Annotated in this window: 14 protein-coding genes and 3 pseudogenes; 8 read left to right on the forward strand and 9 right to left on the reverse strand. The window is 68.7% G+C overall.

The window, feature by feature from the left end; translation table 11 throughout:
- Positions 1-32: 32 nt before the first annotated feature.
- Positions 33-916: pseudogene (locus KN815_RS18480) on the reverse strand (hypothetical protein).
- A gap of 203 nt (positions 917-1,119) precedes the next feature.
- Here KN815_RS18480 and KN815_RS18485 point away from each other — a divergent pair.
- Complete coding sequence (locus tag KN815_RS18485; protein ID WP_216343039.1) at positions 1,120-1,659, forward strand: DUF6879 family protein; 540 nt, start codon at positions 1,120-1,122, stop codon at positions 1,657-1,659.
- Between the two features lie 183 nt (positions 1,660-1,842).
- Here the strand turns inward: KN815_RS18485 and KN815_RS18490 are convergent, their stop codons facing one another.
- From KN815_RS18490 to KN815_RS18515, 7 genes are all read right to left on the reverse strand, one after another.
- Positions 1,843-2,292 (reverse strand): hypothetical protein, encoded by a 450-nt coding sequence (locus tag KN815_RS18490; RefSeq protein WP_216343041.1) that lies wholly within the window; start codon positions 2,290-2,292, stop codon positions 1,843-1,845.
- Positions 2,293-2,600: 308 nt separating this feature from the next.
- Complete coding sequence (locus KN815_RS18495) at positions 2,601-2,912, reverse strand: hypothetical protein (RefSeq protein WP_216343042.1); 312 nt, start codon at positions 2,910-2,912, stop codon at positions 2,601-2,603.
- A gap of 92 nt (positions 2,913-3,004) precedes the next feature.
- A complete protein-coding gene (locus KN815_RS18500; RefSeq protein ID WP_216343044.1) occupies positions 3,005-3,853 on the reverse strand; it encodes a helix-turn-helix domain-containing protein in 849 nt (282 codons plus the stop codon).
- 15 nt (positions 3,854-3,868) lie between these two features.
- Positions 3,869-4,384 (reverse strand): DUF6879 family protein, encoded by a 516-nt coding sequence (locus KN815_RS18505; RefSeq protein ID WP_216343045.1) that lies wholly within the window; start codon positions 4,382-4,384, stop codon positions 3,869-3,871.
- The gene (locus tag KN815_RS50475) at positions 4,365-4,631 is read right to left on the reverse strand and encodes a hypothetical protein (protein ID WP_253209072.1); all 267 of its coding nucleotides are present in this window, start codon (positions 4,629-4,631) and stop codon (positions 4,365-4,367) included. The genes KN815_RS18505 and KN815_RS50475 overlap by 20 nt, the downstream gene beginning before the upstream one ends.
- Positions 4,632-4,740: 109 nt before the next feature.
- Complete coding sequence (locus tag KN815_RS18510) at positions 4,741-4,941, reverse strand: DUF397 domain-containing protein (protein WP_216343046.1); 201 nt, start codon at positions 4,939-4,941, stop codon at positions 4,741-4,743.
- 13 nt (positions 4,942-4,954) lie between these two features.
- Positions 4,955-5,806 (reverse strand): helix-turn-helix domain-containing protein, encoded by an 852-nt coding sequence (locus KN815_RS18515; RefSeq protein ID WP_216343061.1) that lies wholly within the window; start codon positions 5,804-5,806, stop codon positions 4,955-4,957.
- 198 nt (positions 5,807-6,004) lie between these two features.
- Between KN815_RS18515 and KN815_RS18520 the strand changes: the two genes are divergently transcribed.
- The 3 genes and pseudogenes from KN815_RS18520 (at position 6,005) to KN815_RS18530 (ending at position 7,769) form a co-directional block, all read left to right on the forward strand.
- A complete protein-coding gene (locus tag KN815_RS18520) occupies positions 6,005-6,334 on the forward strand; it encodes a hypothetical protein (protein WP_216343047.1) in 330 nt (109 codons plus the stop codon).
- 96 nt (positions 6,335-6,430) lie between these two features.
- Positions 6,431-7,214 (forward strand): annotated as a pseudogene (locus KN815_RS18525) (NF041680 family putative transposase); the annotation flags it as partial.
- A gap of 45 nt (positions 7,215-7,259) precedes the next feature.
- On the forward strand, positions 7,260-7,769 hold the full coding sequence (locus KN815_RS18530; protein WP_253209073.1) for a hypothetical protein: 510 nt from the start codon (positions 7,260-7,262) through the stop codon (positions 7,767-7,769).
- A gap of 147 nt (positions 7,770-7,916) precedes the next feature.
- Here KN815_RS18530 and glgP read toward each other — a convergent pair whose 3' ends face one another.
- A complete protein-coding gene (glgP, locus tag KN815_RS18535; RefSeq protein WP_216343049.1) occupies positions 7,917-10,679 on the reverse strand; it encodes an alpha-glucan family phosphorylase in 2,763 nt (920 codons plus the stop codon).
- Positions 10,680-10,840: 161 nt separating this feature from the next.
- Here glgP and KN815_RS18540 point away from each other — a divergent pair.
- The 4 genes and pseudogenes from KN815_RS18540 to treS all read left to right on the forward strand — a co-directional run.
- Positions 10,841-11,098, forward strand: a pseudogene (locus KN815_RS18540) (MmyB family transcriptional regulator); the annotation flags it as partial.
- 68 nt (positions 11,099-11,166) lie between these two features.
- On the forward strand, positions 11,167-12,402 hold the full coding sequence (locus KN815_RS18545) for a S8 family peptidase (RefSeq protein WP_372458395.1): 1,236 nt from the start codon (positions 11,167-11,169) through the stop codon (positions 12,400-12,402).
- A gap of 279 nt (positions 12,403-12,681) precedes the next feature.
- Positions 12,682-14,676, forward strand: coding sequence for an alpha-1,4-glucan--maltose-1-phosphate maltosyltransferase (locus tag KN815_RS18550; protein ID WP_216343051.1), 1,995 nt, complete (start codon positions 12,682-12,684; stop codon positions 14,674-14,676).
- Complete coding sequence (gene treS, locus KN815_RS18555; protein WP_216343052.1) at positions 14,673-16,418, forward strand: maltose alpha-D-glucosyltransferase; 1,746 nt, start codon at positions 14,673-14,675, stop codon at positions 16,416-16,418. The genes KN815_RS18550 and treS overlap by 4 nt, the downstream gene beginning before the upstream one ends.
- Positions 16,419-16,716 lie beyond the last annotated feature (298 nt).

Genomic DNA, 16,716 nt, shown 5'->3' on the forward strand with positions numbered 1-16,716 from the left:
GGCCCACCTCTCATGCAATGTTCGTCCCGTGTTCAACGACCGCCGCCGTGGCCTTCGGCGGAGGTTCCGACTCGCGTGAGGGCGGCGACCATTCCCCGCGGGTCGTCCGCGTGGAACCGCAGCGTACGGGCAAGGCCCGGCCCGCCGAGCGGTCGCACGAACTCCACCGGTTCCGTCAGTTCCACCGTCACCGTGGTCTGGCTGCCCACCGCGAGGTCGAGCACCCCATCCGCGCTCACCCGCAGCAGCCGCCCGTCGGGGTAGCGCCGGTCGACCCGGGCGGCGGCGATGGTGGCGGCCGGAACCCGCAGGTCGAACAGTGCGCCGTACCGTATGCGCAGCGAGCCGTCGGCCCCCACGACATGCGGCCGGACCACGCACGACGCGTGCAGGGCGAGGACCAGCACCACCCCGTACACATCGACGACGAGCAGGATCGCGTGCACGACCGGCCAGGGGATCACCAGCGCCAACCCGACCGTTTCGACGACGGAGACGAAGAGCAGCCCGTACATCATGGCCGTCTGGGGCCCGGTGTACGCGGCGGCCAGCGCACCCTCGGGGACCTGGTGACGGCGGCGCAGCACCCACAGCCCGAGGCTGTGCAGGGCCCGGAGCTCATGCCCGATGAGCCTGCGCGCGACCACCGGTACCAGAGTGCGCAGCGCGCCTCGCACGGCGTCCCGTCGCCCGGCCCCGGCCCGTCGCCGGAGCGCTACAGCCGCCACAGAACGACGGCTTCCAGCGCGAGCACGGTCACCACCAGCGCCTCGGCCCCCACGAGAATCGCTCCGGGTATCCGTACGCCCGCCACCACACACACCGCGACGGCCACCTCGGCGGGCAGCACCGCCCCCACCGCCACCCGCGCGACCCGCAGACCCCTGATGGCCTCGCCACCCTCTCCGATACGCATGACGCCAGTAGAAACCCTGCCGCTACGACAAGGTCAACCACGGCCGGAGCGGCCGACCGGCGCCGCCGCGCGGCAGCCGGATCCGCCGCACGGCGCCGCCTGCGTAGCTCAAGGCATTTGTATCGAATACCACCCATGCACCGAGCATGTCGGCACATACTTGACCAGAGAGCTGTTGGCCGCTTTCACACCCAAGGAGCGAGATGACGGACCTGGTGTCGTTCGATGACATCGCACACCTCTTCGAGGATTTCGAACACACCGCCTGGCGACTGGAGACGCAGCACGGTTACGCGTCCGATCGCAGTGGGGCGAAATGGCAGCGCTGGAAGGCAGGCGAAAACATCGGGCGCTACGAACCCGAACAACCCTGGCATGCCGGTATCCGGGCGCAAACAGATGCCGGAAAACGCTTCGAACGGGTGCGACTCGTCGATGACCCACCCACCGAGGGGCAGCGCTTCCTGCTCGCCTCCGGTCTCGGGAACGTCGAGGCAGGAGAGGACATCCGGAACGTGTACAGGACGGACGCGCAGCGCATCGGCCTGCCGGACTACGATTTCTGGCTCTTCGACTCACGGATCGTCGTGAGGTTCGCCTTCGGCGACGACGGTGCCACCCTGGGCGTGTACGTGGCCGAGGACGCCGAGACAGTTGTTCGGGCTTGCCAGGTGCGTGACGCGGCGTGGCACTTCGCTACGCCCACGACGGAGTTTCAACAACAGGTTCGCTCCACCGTGTGAGCGGCGACCACCGCACAGTTCTCGGGACGGGTCCCGAGTCACCTGCGCAACCATCCCGGTTCATGGTCGGCACGTCCTGGTCCCACACGGCCCACGGCGGGCTGACCGCCAACATAGTCAAGGACAGTGCTTAGGAGGCCGGGGTGGGAGCCGAGAAGGCCGGTTTGCACATCTGTGCACGCGTCAAGCGGTGGGAGTATCTGGCACCGGATTGATCCCTCCGGCAGCGCCAACGGGGCAAGGAATCTCCTGCCGCATGCGGTGCGGACTGCACGCGATCAGGCACACGGACAAAAACCTCCGCCCCGTGAGATACCAGCCACCGACCACGTCCTCACCACCCGCCACCCTTTCGACCGCGCGGCCGACCGCGACGACGAGCCGGGCCCTTTCACGGTCGTGCTCGGATGCGAACGATGCGGCGTGGGACCGCGTTTGCCGGCCGAACCATTCGGCCGCCTGGTCCGGATCGCTCCATGTCCCCTGCACGAAGGAGGCGGGCTTGAGCAGCCAGTGGGCGCATTCCAGGGGAACGACCTTGCTGGATCTGAACTCCGGGTGCAGAGGGCGCCGGGGACCGTCCTTGAGCAATTCATGTGCGGACCCGAGCCAGGTGTAGCCGTGATGGTGCATGTGCTCGCTCTCTCGGTGAGAGCGGCCCTCAACGGGAATGAGGGCCGCCCGCCTACATCACGCGATTACTCCCGGCCGCAGCCGTCACCGTCACCGCATCCGCCCTGCTGACCACCCTCGGTCGGCCCATCGTCCTCCGGATCGTGTCGGAGGACGCCCTTGAATCCGCGTAAGCGCATCGAGATGATTCCCTTCGGTGCTGTCGACGCGGGGACTCTCCTCGCGCCGTCGTGCACATGCACCCGTTCCGCGCTGGGCTCGACCTGCCAGGGCTCCGGTCCAGCGGGAACGGGGGTCTCAGAGACGGCTCACCGTGTGGTGGCCTTCTTGGTCTGCTCCTCCAGAGCGGCACGCATGAGGATTTCCGCGAGCCGATTCGCACTGTCGAGCGGAATACGTCCCAGCGCGACCAGCGGATGTCCCGAGACCGTCACCTCGCCTCGCAGAACCGGCCAGAACAGGGACTCGTCCTTTTCGCCGTGGGGCATGGCTACGTCCGGGGTGAAGCCGAGACGGCCCAGAGCTTGTCGCAGCAGTTCGGCGACCGCCCTTGCTTCGGCTCTGGCCATCCGGTGGCGTGCGGAGCGCATGGCGTCGATGTGTTCTTCGGTGATTTTCATGGCACGCAGCTCCCCGCGAGTGTGAGTGACGGAGACACTACGGAGCGAATCAATGCCTGTTCAACGAGGTTGCTCGAAGTTGCTCGAGGATCTCAGCTGAGCGAGCCAGCTACCGAGGCGATAAGCGCTCGTGCCGCCGCACCGTAGACCGCATGTTCGGTCAGCTCACGGAAAGTCTGGGCATACATGGCGATCTCGCCTGGCTGGGTCACCGTCAGGAAGCCCGAAACCAGCTCGACATTGACCTCGGACACGTCAAAGATCCAGAAGCTCTCGACCGGCCAGCGAACCCGATCCGACCGCATGGGGACCACGCCCACGCTGACGTTGGCCAGCGCACTGATGGCAAGGAGATGGGCAAGTTGCTCTGCCATCGTCTCCGAGCCTCCGATACCAGAGCGCAATACGGACTCCTCGATGAGGAAGGCGAAGCGACGCTCGTTGGTATGCAACAAACGTTGACGTTGCATACGGATAGCCACGGCAGCCTCGACGTCGTCCACAAGCCCACGGCGCTCACGGATGGCACACAGCGCCGCCGTCGTATATGCGCGGGTCTGGATCAATCCAGGGATCAGCCAGGATGAATAGACCCGAAAGCGAGCGGTGCGCTCATACAGCGGCAGACGCTCCTCTTGGGCGCGGCGGAGGCCCGCTCGCTCCATACGGCGCCACTCAACCCACATACCTTGCGCAGTGCGGAGCGACGCGATCAGATCTGCCGTCTGTTCCGGAACACCGCAATGTTCTGCCCAGGACCGGATGTCATCCGGCGAAGGGGAAGTCTTGGCATGCTCGATCTTGCTGATTTTGGACGGGTGCCAACCACAGAGAGTGGCAAGCGCTCGCCCCGTCAGCCCCGCGTCATCGCGGATCTCACCGAGGCGAGCGCCAAGAGCTTGCCTTGCCTGTTGTGCGCTGGACGAAGGAGACGCGGACATGGCCGACGGTTTCGCTCAAAGCGGCCGGTACTCCGTATGTGGTACGGCGCGCTCCCAGACGGCCTCGAACGCTGATCCACACAGCTTTGCCAATGCGGGTTCGGTCCGCACGTCCATACTCGTCGCAGGGTCCCAGTTGCCGTTGCCATCGAAGTGATTGAAGATCACGACCTCATCGTCGATGATCCAGCAGTCCGCGCCCGGAAGGGCCAGATCTGCCGCCTTCCTTCGGGGCAGCCACCGGACGTCCTCGCCGGCCGCGATGTTGTGGCGTCCAGTCACGTCGTACTCGAACTTGATGTATTCGCTGACGGGTTCGGAGACGATACGGGCCCGCCTCATCCGAACGCCTCGGGCGGTGGTCGCCACCACCACGTCGAACCAGCTTCGCCACCGCTCGACAGGGTCGAAGCGCACACCGGCGCGCCAGTCGGCGAAATCAGGGTCGTCAGGCGTGTAGATGTCGCGCAACTCCAGATGAACTGCCGAACGCCGCGCGGAAGCCAGAGCTTCACGTACCGCCGTTGCCACTTTTGACCTCGCTATCAGGCTGAGGGATGAACTGGCGCATGTTTGCGGGGAGTCGGATCACCGTCTCGTGGTCGGGCACGTCGGTTGTGTGACCAGGAACCGACCCCACGTCCTGGCACTGCCTGAGTGTTGCGTCGTCCGCCTTCCACGACTGGATAACTAGATCACCGGAATCCTCGTCCAGCCAGATGGTGGGCGAGCCGTCGTTCGGAGTGTTCGGGTAGATCCCCAAGAACCTTAGTGCCACGGCCGCCTCCTGTGCCGAGTCGCTCACCGACAACGACGACTCTCCGCTCGCGTGAAAGCCCGGTCAAGGGCGCAGAGGCGCCGAAGCGGGCGCGCGAGCAGGCGTGCGATCAGGACTCGGGGAAATGGTCAAATCGCCCCGCCTTGGCAGCGCGTATGAGGGCTCTCAGGCGCTTGCGGGTGGTTGAGAGTATGACCTCCGGGTGTTCGCTCTCCCGGAGCAGTATCGTGTTGTGCTCCCCTTCAGCGACGTTCACACAAGAGGCTGACTCCTGACAGTAGGAGGACTGCCGCCAAGACGCCGGGTTCATGTGCCACTCCTTGTCACAGTTCTTGGATGAGGCCGTGAATGAAGTCGCGAGCCTCGTTCTGCTTGAGCGCGATGGCTTCCATCTTGCCGATCACCATGCGGTACTTCTCCATCTGAGCTTCGGCGTCGAGCAGAAGTGAGCCGTGGGCCTGCTCGAGCAGGATGGTGTCGAGTTGGGGCACGGGGCCGGAGAAGTAGTTGATCGACTGGCCGGAACCGGCGAACGTCCCGTTCCTAAACGGGATCACCTGGATAGTGATGTGTCCTCGTTCACTCATGTCGATCAAGTGCTGAAGCTGCGCACGGGCCGTGCGCGGGCCGCCGAAGGGCATACGGAGGGCGGCCTCGTGGATCACCGCCTTGCACGGGGTGGGACTTTCGCCATAGAGGATGCGTTGTCGCTTGATGCGGTACGAGACGCGGTCTTCTACATCGGGCGGTGGGAGCGCGGGCACCCCTTCGGCGAAGACCGCACGGGCGTGATCGACGGTCTGGAGCAAGCCGGGAATGTGGAGCACAGTAGCCAGCAGCAGTGCCGCCGCGTGGTGTTCCAACTCGGCCAGGTCGAGCTGTCCGGGAGACAGCAGCTCCCGGTACTCCTCCCACCAGCCGCGCTTCCGCTTGCCGGTCATGGCGATGAGTGCGGCGATCAGGGCCTCGTCGCCGCATGTGTAGTTCCCGACCAAGGTGCGAATGCTGCGCTCGCTGAGGCCGAAGCGTCCAGTCTCGATGTTGCTGATGCGGGCCTGGTTGGCCCCGATCAGCTCAGCGGCCTCCCGGGTGTTGAGCCCCGCGCGCTCGCGGAGCTTGCGCAGCTCAACTCCGAGGCGTAACTGACGGGCGGTCGGAGTTGTCCTTGGCGGCATGCGGTCCTCCACGGTCGCACAGGTGGTGCAAGGGTCACTGGAACGAAGTCAAGGTTAGAGACTTCTCGATGCACCGTAGAAGTAATTCGACCTTTCACTCTACGCTGTGATCCAGGCCACCTCCTGACGGCAGTTCCACAGCTACCGCACGCCTGGCCTCCATCCGGCCCAACTCCACCTCCCAGCAAGGAGACACGCATGGCCACCGTATCCCCCGACCAACCCGCCTCCGCCCCCTTCGACCTCGGCAAAGAACTCCGAGCCCTCGTCCTCGCCACCGCGCCTCGCCTCTTCGCCGTGGCCCGGATCCACCCGTACGAGGACACCGGAGAATCAGACGTGGAGATCGCAGCATGGGGCATGGCCCATGAGGACGGACGTACCGAAGTAGTCGGGCCGGGGCAGCGGTTGGTCCTCACCTCGCCCGAGCGGGTGGCGGCGTGGTTCTCCCGGGACGCGGTCACCGCACAGCTCGTATGGCTCGCCCCGGCCACCGCCGCCTCGCTCGGTCCCGACCTGGCCGCCTAGCGTTCGTCGGGTTCACTGCCATTCTCCCACTAAGAAACGGCCCCCGTGGTCAGCAGGCCCCGCAGGTGGGGCGGCTGGCCGCCGAAGAGCCCACCGCCCCAGCGCGGCCGGCCGCCCAAGCACGGCGGTGAGTTCGTCTTCGGCCAGCCCGATACCTGGGGCGACGAGCAGGCCGTGACGGTCACCGGCACCCGCCTCTACGGCAAGGCCACCGCGCAGGCGTGGAACCGGCTGCACCCACGGCTGACCCGACGGGCGGCCTGGAGCGACTACGAGGGGCCGCTGCCCCTCATCGAGGGAACCGTCATCCGCCCTGGTTGTTGAGCACCTGCCATCGGGCGGGGTGAACAAGCCGGTGTGGCTGTGGTGGTCGGGCACGGACGCCACCACAGCCGATGTCGACCGCTGCTGGCAGTCCTTCCTCCGGCGCTTCGACGTCGAGCACACATTTCGCCTGTTCAAACAGACCCTGGGCTGGACGAAGCCACGGCTGCGGAGCCCACAGGCGGCCGACCGCTGGACCTGGCTGGTGATCGCCGCTCACACTCAGCTCAGGCTCGCCCGTCCGCTCGCCGCCGACCTACAGCGGCCCTGGGAGAAGCCGACCGCGCCGAACAAGCTCACGCTCGCTCGTGTCCGTCGGGGGTTCCGGAACCTGTGGACGAAGGCCGGCTCTCCGGCCGGTGCGCCGAAACCCTCTCGGCCCGGGTCCGGAAGGCCACAGGGCTCGAAGAACCGCCGCCCGGCCACCCGCCACGACGTGGGTCGCGTCCTTGCCACCGGCGAGGTCTACAGCCGTCCCGCCCACCACAAGAAGGGGACCAAACCCCGACGCACCAGCGGTCTGGTGCTTGACAGTGAGGCAGCGAGCAGTGGGTGATGTCACTGCAAGCGGCTTCGAGGGGGATCTGTGGATCTTGGCTCTGTGATCATCGCGGTGGCAGGTGTGGCCGGAACGCTGGGGGGATCGTTCCTCACCCAACGCGCCTCTGAACGGGCAAAACGTCGCGAGATTGAGCTGCTTCGGGACCAAGAGGAGGTTCGCGAGAACCTGCTCCTCCGACGCACTTGCTACATGGAACTCAACCGGGATGCACGTCAGTTCACCACAGCGCTCAACCGCCATCTGCACGTCATGCGAGAACGCAGTGTCGAGGAGACCGACAGCGAGGCGCTCGATGAGGCAAAAGGAGCCCATCGCGACAGATACTCCGAAGCGCAGATGATCGCCCCCGACGAGGTGCTCGCGCGCGCGAGTGAAGTCAATCAGGCCCTGAACAAGGTCTATGGCCAGGTCAAACGCCTTGAGCGACAAGAGGCCGAACCTGGGGAGACGGTAGCCACCGCGGTCCAGGCCCAGGCAGAGATCTGGGACATGCTCCGGGCCATGAGGACCGCGATGCGCCATGATCTCGGGGTGACCGCCCAAGAGTGACGACGCGCCGATGGATCGCACCACCTAGCTGGCCGAGCATCGAAGCAGACGTTGAATCACAAGCTAAGGCCGGGGGGTCTCGGCCCCGGATCGCTCGTCCAATTCCCCCGTGCCGGACGGTCCGGGGTCAGTTTAGCCGTCGAAGGCTCAGCGCATCAGGACTCCCGCCGCCTCGGTCATGGAATCGCCGGGCAGCGCGATGAGGCCCAACTCGGGGGCGGAGGCGAGGAGGTGGTGGGTGGGGAGGATGCGGACCGTGTAGCCGAAGGGGCCGGTGCGGTCGAGGGCGAGGGGGCCTTCGTAGAGGCGGCGGCCTTCGGGGTCGGGGCCCGTGGTGGGTTTGAGGGGGACGTGGGTGGCGTGGGTGATGCGGTCGGTGTCGTCGACCCGGCCCGCCACCGCCTGGACCTCCACGTCCGCCGGGGTCAGTCCGGCCAGGCGCACCCGGACCCGTAGGGAGAGGGTCGAGCCGAGTTCGGCGGCGCCGCCGGGGGCGGGTGGGGTGAGCTGGGCCTCGACGTGGTCGACGGTGACGCCGGGCCAGGCATCGCGGATCCGGGACTTCCAGGTGGCCAGTTCGGCGGCCGCCACGGGGTCCAGCGCACGGTGGGCGCGGGCGGCCGGGGCGTAGAGCCGCTCGACGTATTCGCGCACCATGCGGCCCGCGAGGACCTTGGGGCCCAGGGTGGTGAGGGTGCGGCGGACCATGTCGATCCAGCGGCCGGGGAGACCGTCCGGGCCACGGTCGTAGAAGCGCGGGGCGATCCGCCGCTCCAGCAGGTCGTAGAGGGCGGTGGCCTCCAGGTCGTCGCGGCGGGTGTCGTCGATGGCGTCGCCGTCGGCGGTGGGGATGGCCCAGCCGAAGTCCGGGTCGTACCACTCGTCCCACCAGCCGTCGAGGACGGAGAGGTTGAGACAGCCGTTCAGGGCGGCCTTCATACCGCTGGTGCCGCATGCCTCCAGCGGGCGCAGCGGGTTGTTGAGCCAGACGTCGCAGCCGGGGTAGAGCTGCTGGGCCATGCCCATGCCGTAGTCGGGCAGGAAGACCAGGCGGTGGCGCACCCGGGGGTCGTCGGCGAAGCGGACGAGTTCCTGGACCAGGCGCTTGCCGCCGTCGTCGGCCGGATGGGCCTTGCCCGCGACGACGATCTGGATCGGCCGCTCGGGGTGGAGCAGCAGCTCCATCAGCCGGTCCGGGTCGCGCAGCATCAGGGTGAGCCGCTTGTAGGAGGGGACGCGGCGGGCGAAGCCGATGGTGAGTACGTCGGGGTCGAGCACCCCGTCGATCCAGCCGAGCTCGGCGGTGCCCGCGCCGCGCTGCCGCCAGGAGTCGTACAGCCGCTGCCGGACCTCGGCGACCAGCCGCTTGCGCAGGGTGCGGCGCAGCTCCCACAGCTCGGCGTCGGGCAGATGGCCGAACTGGCGGGCGCCGAGCCGGGTGACCTCGGGGGCGGTCCAGGTGGGTGCGTGCACCCCGTTGGTGATGGAGTTGATGGGCACCTCCTCGGGGTCGAACCCGGGCCAGAGCCCGGCGAACATCTCCCGGCTGACGCGGCCGTGCAGCGTGGACACCCCGTTGGCGCGCTGGGCCAGGCGCAGCCCCATCACCGCCATGTTGAAGAGGTTGGGCTCACCGCCGGGGTAGCTCTCCATGCCGAGCGCGAGGACCCGCTCGGCCTCGATTCCCGGCAGCTCGGCGTCGTCGCCGAAGTGGCGGGCGACCAGCTCGCGGTCGAAGCGGTCGATACCGGCGGGCACGGGGGTGTGGGTGGTGAAGACGGTCCCGGCCCGCACCGCCTCATGGGCGGCGCCGAAGTCGGCCCCGTCGGCGATCAGTTCGCGGATGCGCTCCAGGCCCTGGAATCCGGCGTGGCCCTCGTTGGTGTGGAACACCTCGGGGTCGGGGTGGCCGGTGAGACGGCAGTACGCGCGCACGGCGCGCACCCCGCCGATGCCCAGCAGCATCTCCTGCAACAGCCGGTGCTCGCTGCCGCCGCCGTAGAGCCGGTCGGTGACATCGCGCTCGCCATGGCCGTTCTCCTCCACATCGGAGTCGAGCAGCAGCAGCGGCACCCTGCCCACCTGGGCATGCCAGACGCGGGCGTGCAGCGGACGGCCGCCGGGCAGGGTGAGCGGGATCCGGACGGGCCGCCCGTCGGCCTCGCTGAGCTGGGTGAGCGGCAGCTCGTTGGGGTCCAGGACCGGATAGTGCTCCTGCTGCCAGCCCTCACGGGAGAGCGACTGCCGGAAGTAGCCGTGGCGGTAGAGCAGTCCGACGCCCATCAGGGGCACGCCGAGGTCGCTGGCGGCCTTGAGGTGGTCACCGGCGAGGATGCCCAGGCCGCCGGAGTACTGGGGCAGGGCGGCGGTGATCCCGAACTCCGGCGAGAAGTAGGCGATCGCGGCGGGGAGTCCGGTGGGGGCGGGAGCGTCTGGGGGTACGGATGCGCCTGGAGGTACGGACGGTGCGGATGCGCCTGGGGGTACGGACGGTACGGACGCGCCGGACGCGCCGGACGCGCCGGAAGGTACGCCGGATGCGCCTGAGGGCGCGGACCCATCGGAAGGCACGGCATCGCCGGGCCCCGGTCCCGCTCGGCCCTCCGCGGCGGTCCGCCCCTGGTACCAGCGCGGACCGGTCAGATAGTCGTGCAGATCGTCCGCGGCCGCCGTAAGACGCCGCAGGAAGGAGCGGTCCTCGGCGAGGTCCGCGAGCCGGGAGACGGGCACGGTGCCCAGCAGCCGCACCGGGTCCCCGCCCGACTCCCGCCATCCCTCGGGGTCCACGGACTCGAAGAGCTCGCGGGTCTCGGGATGCCAGGACCAGCGCAGATTGCGCGCCAGTCGGTGGAGCGGTCGCAGGGGCTCCGGAAGCACGGGACGCACGCTGAATCGTCGAATGGCCTTCACGCTTCGACGGTAGCGGCCGACGAGTCCCCGTTTCGGCTGTTTCGCCCCGCTCCCGAGAAGTGGGCCCGAAGGCGGCAACCTTTCCGGCCAAGGGGGCGACTAGGGTCTGTGTGATGTCGTGATCAATCGGCTGCTTGCAGGAGATCTCCGACCCAGATCACGAGCTGATCGGCGAACTGTCCATGAAGAGCGCGGAGTTCGCGGCGCTGTGGTCGTGCCATCCGGTGCGCCGGTGCGCGTTCGGCACCAAGTCCTTCCACCACCCCCTGGTGGGGGCGCTGGAGCTGGACTTCGAGATGACCCGGCTGCCGGACTCGGGGGGCCAGGGGCTGCTGATGTACGGGGCGGAGCCGGGTTCGCCGTCGGAGGCGGCGCTGCGGCTGCTGGCGCGGGAGGCGGTCACGTTTTACGCCCCCTGATGCGCCCTTGTCGGGATCTTTCGTCCCACGACAGGCTTGCGCCGTCGAGTTGGGGAGGGGATCGCTCCATGGTGGCATGCGCATCTTCGGGTCGCCGGCGCAGAGTGGGGGCGCCGGCCGCCGTCGTCGCGGTGGTCCTGGTGGCTCTGTCGCCCACCCAGACCGTTCCCGCGCAGGGGGTTCAGGCCACGGGCGAGGCGGGGACCCAGGGCTATATCGTCGCCCTGAAGCGGGGTGCAGGGGCGCCCGTGGCGGCGTCCGGGGCGGGCCGGGCGCTGGTCGAGCGGTACGGGGCACGGGTGCGCCGGGTCTACAGCTCCGCACTCAACGGCTATGCGGTACGGGCGAGCGCGGCGCAGGCCGGGCGGCTGGCGGCGGATCGGCGGATCGCCTCGGTGACCCGGGACGAGCGGGTGTCGCTGCGCTGGACCCGGGCGCGGCGGATGGCCCCGCCCCGCGCCCAGGAGCGGGCGCCGTGGGGCCTGGACCGGATCGACCAGCGGGACCGGCCGCTGGACGGGGCGTACACCGGGCCCGGCGGCGGCGGGCGCGGGACCACGATCTATGTCATCGACTCCGGGGTCCGCGCCTCCCATGAGGACTTCGGCGGCCGGGCCCGCTCCGGCTGGGACTTCGTGGACGACGATCCGGTGGCCGAGGACGGCAACGGCCATGGCACCCATGTGGCCGCCACGGCGGCGGGCACCCGCTACGGCGTGGCGAAGAAGGCCGCGATCGTGGCCGTCCGGGTGCTGGACGACCGGGGTGAGGGCACCATCGCCCAGGTGCTGGCCGGAATGGACTGGGTGCTGCGACACGCCAGGCGGCCCGCGGTGGTCAATCTGAGCCTGGGCTCGGCGGCGGCCACCCCGCTGCCCGAATGGGACGCGGCGGTGCGGACGGGGATCGCGGCCGGGCTGGTCTTCACGGTGGCGGCGGGCAATCAGGACCGGCCCGCCACCGCCTTCTCCCCGGGCCGGGTGGCGCCGGCGCTCACGGTGGGCTCGACCGACCGCGCCGACCGGCGCTCGGGCTTCTCCAACTGGGGCCCCGCAATTGACCTGTTCGCGCCCGGCGACCGGATCGTCTCGGCGTCGAATACGAGCGATACGGCGACCAGGACGCTGTCGGGCACCTCGATGGCGGCCCCGCATGTCGCGGGCGCCGCCGCGCTGTATCTGGGCGACCACCCCTTGGCCACTCCGGCCCAGGTCGGCGTGGCGCTGATAGCCGGGGCGAGCCGAGGCCGGGTGCGCGACGCGGGCGCGGGCTCACCGAACCGTCTGCTGCGGGTGGCCAACTGACGTAGTCCCGGAACGCATCGGGTGGACGGCCCCGCCTACGGGCGGGGTCGATTCACGCACCCGGCGTTACGGACCGGTAGTTCACGGGAACCCGGATTGTCCCCCCGTTCCACAGGGGAAGGCTTTCCACGCGCGCCCCCCATGGCCGACCCCATCCGCCCACCAGAGTGAACGCGGACAGGAGCTGTCATGCCCGCAACCCAACGCCCGGCGGCAAAACCGATACAAAGGACAAAAGCCGCCCTAGCGTCTCCATCCGCAACGCCGTCAGGTGATCCTATGATCGGTCGCATTCCCATTCTGGATATCCGCCCGCTGATCGACTGCGGCCGCCGCCCCGCCAAGGCGGTGGTGGACGAGACCTTCGAGGTCAGCGCCACCGTGTTCCGGGAGGGCCACGACGCGGTCAACGCCAATGTGGTCCTCCGCGACCCCTCCGGGCGCTGTGGCCCCTGGACCCCGATGCGCGAACTCGCCCCCGGCACCGACCGCTGGGGCGCCGAGGTCACGCCCGGCGCGCCCGGCCGCTGGACGTATACGGTCGAGGCGTGGAGCGATCCGATCGCCACCTGGCGCCACCACGCCCGGATCAAGATCCCGGCCGGGATCGACACCGATCTGGTCCTGGAGGAGGGGGCCCGGCTGCATGAGCGGGCCGCCACCGGAGTGCCCAAGAACGACGGCCGGGAGGCGGTCCTGGCCGCCGTCGACGGGCTGCGCGACGAGCGCCGCCCGGTGGCCGACCGGCTCGCCGCCGCACTCGCGCCCGATGTGACCGAGGCCCTCGACCGCCATCCGCTACGGGAGTTGGTCACCTCCTCGCGCCCCATGCCGCTCCAGGTGGACCGGGAGCGTGCGCTGTTCGGCTCCTGGTACGAGCTGTTCCCGCGCTCGGAGGGGGCCAGGGTGACCGAGGGGCGGCGGCCGGTCAGCGGCACTCTGCGCACCGCCGCCGAACGGCTGCCCGCCCTCGCCGCCGCGGGCTTCGACGTCGTCTATCTGCCGCCGATCCACCCCATCGGCACCGCCTACCGCAAGGGCCCCAACAACACCCTCTCCGCCGGCCCCTTCGACGTGGGCTCGCCCTGGGCCATCGGCTCGGCCGACGGCGGCCATGACGCGATCCACCCCGACCTCGGCACCCTGGAGGACTTCGACCACTTCGTGGCGCGCGCCCGGGAGTTGCGCATGGAGGTCGCGCTGGACTTCGCGCTCCAGTGCTCCCCGGACCACCCCTGGGTCACCGAGCACCCCGAGTGGTTCCACCAGCGTGCCGACGGCACCGTCGCGTACGCCGAGAACCCGCCCAAGAAGTACCAGGACATCTTTCCCGTAGCCTTCGACCGGGACTTCCACGGCCTGGTCCGGGAGACCGAGCGGGTGCTGCGCTTCTGGATGGAGCACGGGGTACGGATCTTCCGGGTGGACAATCCGCACACCAAACCGGTGGTGTTCTGGGAGAAGGTGCTCGGCGACATCCACCGCACCCACCCCGATGTCCTCTTCCTCGCCGAGGCGTTCACCCGCCCGGCGATGATGAACACCCTCGGCGCGGTCGGCTTCCACCAGTCGTACACCTACTTCACCTGGCGGAACACCAAACAGGAGCTGACCGAATACCTCACCGAGCTGGCCGGGGACGCGGCTGCCTGGATGCGGCCCAACTTCTTCGTCAACACCCCCGACATCCTCCACGCCCACCTCCAGGAGGGCGGCCGCCCCGCCTTCGAGGCGCGGGCCGTGCTCGCCGCCACCCTCTCCCCCACCTGGGGCGTCTACGCGGGCTACGAACTGTGCGAGAACACTCCGGTGCGCGCGGGCAGCGAGGAGTACCTGGACTCGGAGAAGTACCAGTTGCGGCCGCGCGACTGGGCGGCGGCCGAGCGCGAGGGCGCGACGATCACCCCGCTGCTCACCCGGCTGAACCGGCTGCGCCGCCGCCATCCCGCCCTGCGGCGGCTGCGCAACCTCAGATTCCACCACGCCGACAACGATTCCGTCATCGTCTACTCCAAGCGCGCGGGCGACTCGTGTGTGATCACGGTCGTCAACCTGGACCCTCACCACACCCAGGAGGCGACGGTCTCGTTGAACATGCCGGAACTCGGCCTCGAGTGGCATGAGTCCGTCCCGGTGCGCGACGAGCTCACCGGTGAGACCTATCACTGGGGCAGGGACAACTATGTGCGCCTGGAGCCGGGGCGTGAGGTGGCTCCGGCACATGTGCTGTCCCTGCGACCGTCCTCACCGATCGGAGGGTCACCCACAACATGATCGTCAATGAGCCCGTACCGGACACATTCGAGGACACACCCGCGAAGGACCGTGATCCCGACTGGTTCAAGCGCGCCGTCTTCTACGAAGTCCTGGTGCGCTCCTTCCAGGACAGCAACGGGGACGGCGTCGGCGACCTCAAGGGCCTGACCGCGAAGCTGGACTATCTCCAGTGGCTGGGCGTGGACTGCCTGTGGCTGCCGCCGTTCTTCGCCTCGCCGCTGCGCGACGGCGGCTATGACGTCTCGGACTACACGGCCGTGCTGCCGGAGTTCGGGGACCTCGCGGACTTCGTGGAGTTCGTCGACGCCGCGCATCAGCGCGGGATGCGCGTGATCATCGACTTTGTCATGAACCACACGAGCGACCAGCATCCATGGTTCCAGGAGTCCCGCAGCGACCCGGACGGACCGTACGGCGAGTACTACGTATGGGCCGACGACGACAAGCAGTACCAGGACGCGCGGATCATCTTCGTCGACACCGAGGCGTCCAACTGGACCTTTGATCCGGTACGCAAGCAGTACTACTGGCACCGCTTCTTCTCGCACCAGCCGGACCTCAACTTCGAGAACCCGGCCGTCCAGGAGGAAGTACTGGCCGCCCTGCGCTTCTGGCTGGACCTGGGCATCGACGGATTCCGGCTCGACGCCGTCCCGTATCTGTATGCCGAGGAGGGCACCAACTGCGAGAACCTCCCGCGCACCCATGAGCTGCTCAAGCGCGTCCGGGCCGAGATCGACGCCCACTACCCCGACACCGTGCTGCTGGCCGAGGCCAATCAGTGGCCGGAGGACGTCGTCGACTACTTCGGCGACTTCGCGGCGGGCGGCGACGAATGCCATATGGCCTTCCACTTCCCGGTGATGCCGCGCATCTTCATGGCGGTGCGGCGCGAGTCCCGCTATCCGGTCTCGGAGATCCTCGCCAAGACCCCCGCCATCCCCTCCGGCTGCCAGTGGGGCATCTTCCTGCGCAACCACGACGAGCTGACGCTGGAGATGGTCACCGACGAAGAGCGCGACTACATGTACGCGGAATACGCCAAGGACCCCAGAATGCGGGCCAACATCGGCATCCGCAGACGACTCGCCCCCCTGCTGGACAACGACCGCAACCAGATCGAGCTGTTCACCGCGCTGCTGCTGTCCCTGCCCGGCTCCCCGATCCTCTACTACGGCGACGAGATCGGCATGGGCGACAACATCTGGCTCGGCGACCGCGACGCCGTGCGCACCCCCATGCAGTGGACCCCCGACCGCAACGCGGGCTTCTCCTCCTGCGATCCGGGGCGGCTGTTCCTGCCGACCATCATGGACCCGGTCTACGGCTATCAGGTCACCAATGTCGAGGCGGCCATGAGCAGCCCCTCCTCACTGCTGCACTGGACCCGCCGGATGATCGAGATCCGTAAGCAGAATCCCGCCTTCGGGCTCGGCTCCTTCACCGAGTTGCCGTCCTCCAACCCGGCCGTCCTCGCCTTCCTGCGCGAGGCCCCCTCCACCCGGGACGGCGAGGACGACCTGGTGCTGTGCGTGAACAACTTCTCGCGCTTCGCCCAGCCCACCGAGCTGGATCTCCAGTCCTTCGCCGGGCGCCATCCGGTGGAGCTGATCGGCGGGGTCCGCTTCCCGGCCATCGGGGAGCTGCCGTATCTGCTGACCATGGCCGGTCATGGCTTCTACTGGTTCCGGCTGCGGCGAGGCGAGGCGATGGGGCACTGGACCGACCGCGTCGGCTGAGCGAGCTTTCCCCGCCCCGCCTTCCAGCCCCTCCCGCGCTTGACCTTCCAGCCCCTCCGGCGCTTGAGGAGCGGGGTCTGGGGCGGAGCCCTGCCTTCCAGCCCCTCCGGCGCTTGAGGAGCGGGGTCTGGGGCGGAGCCCCAGGCGGGGAGGGGAACAGCCCGCCGCGGGCGCCAAGCTCCGCCGCGTGGTTTCGGCCGGGCACGGCCTCCGCTCCGGTCCTCGCTCATCCGTACGCGTCCATCTAGGCCGCGTACGGGCGTTTTCGACCCCCCGTCATGGGCACTCTGTACTCACA

It is taken from the genome of Streptomyces niphimycinicus, from assembly GCF_018883605.1.
Taxonomy (GTDB): Bacteria; Actinomycetota; Actinomycetes; order Streptomycetales; family Streptomycetaceae; genus Streptomyces; species Streptomyces niphimycinicus.

What these genes read in the sequence shown, in the direction of transcription:
- KN815_RS18545 (WP_372458395.1), top strand. Translation starts at nt 11,167, where the DNA reads ATGGTGGCATGCGCATCTTCGGGTCGCCGGCGCAGAGTGGGGGCGCCG.
- KN815_RS18495 (WP_216343042.1), bottom strand. Translation starts at nt 2,912, where the DNA reads ATGAAAATCACCGAAGAACACATCGACGCCATGCGCTCCGCACGCCAC.
- KN815_RS18485 (WP_216343039.1), top strand. Translation starts at nt 1,120, where the DNA reads ATGACGGACCTGGTGTCGTTCGATGACATCGCACACCTCTTCGAGGAT.
- KN815_RS18490 (WP_216343041.1), bottom strand. Translation starts at nt 2,292, where the DNA reads ATGCACCATCACGGCTACACCTGGCTCGGGTCCGCACATGAATTGCTC.
- treS (WP_216343052.1), top strand. Translation starts at nt 14,673, where the DNA reads ATGATCGTCAATGAGCCCGTACCGGACACATTCGAGGACACACCCGCG.
- KN815_RS18550 (WP_216343051.1), top strand. Translation starts at nt 12,682, where the DNA reads ATGATCGGTCGCATTCCCATTCTGGATATCCGCCCGCTGATCGACTGC.
- KN815_RS18500 (WP_216343044.1), bottom strand. Translation starts at nt 3,853, where the DNA reads ATGTCCGCGTCTCCTTCGTCCAGCGCACAACAGGCAAGGCAAGCTCTT.
- KN815_RS18520 (WP_216343047.1), top strand. Translation starts at nt 6,005, where the DNA reads ATGGCCACCGTATCCCCCGACCAACCCGCCTCCGCCCCCTTCGACCTC.
- KN815_RS18510 (WP_216343046.1), bottom strand. Translation starts at nt 4,941, where the DNA reads ATGAACCCGGCGTCTTGGCGGCAGTCCTCCTACTGTCAGGAGTCAGCC.
- KN815_RS18515 (WP_216343061.1), bottom strand. Translation starts at nt 5,806, where the DNA reads ATGCCGCCAAGGACAACTCCGACCGCCCGTCAGTTACGCCTCGGAGTT.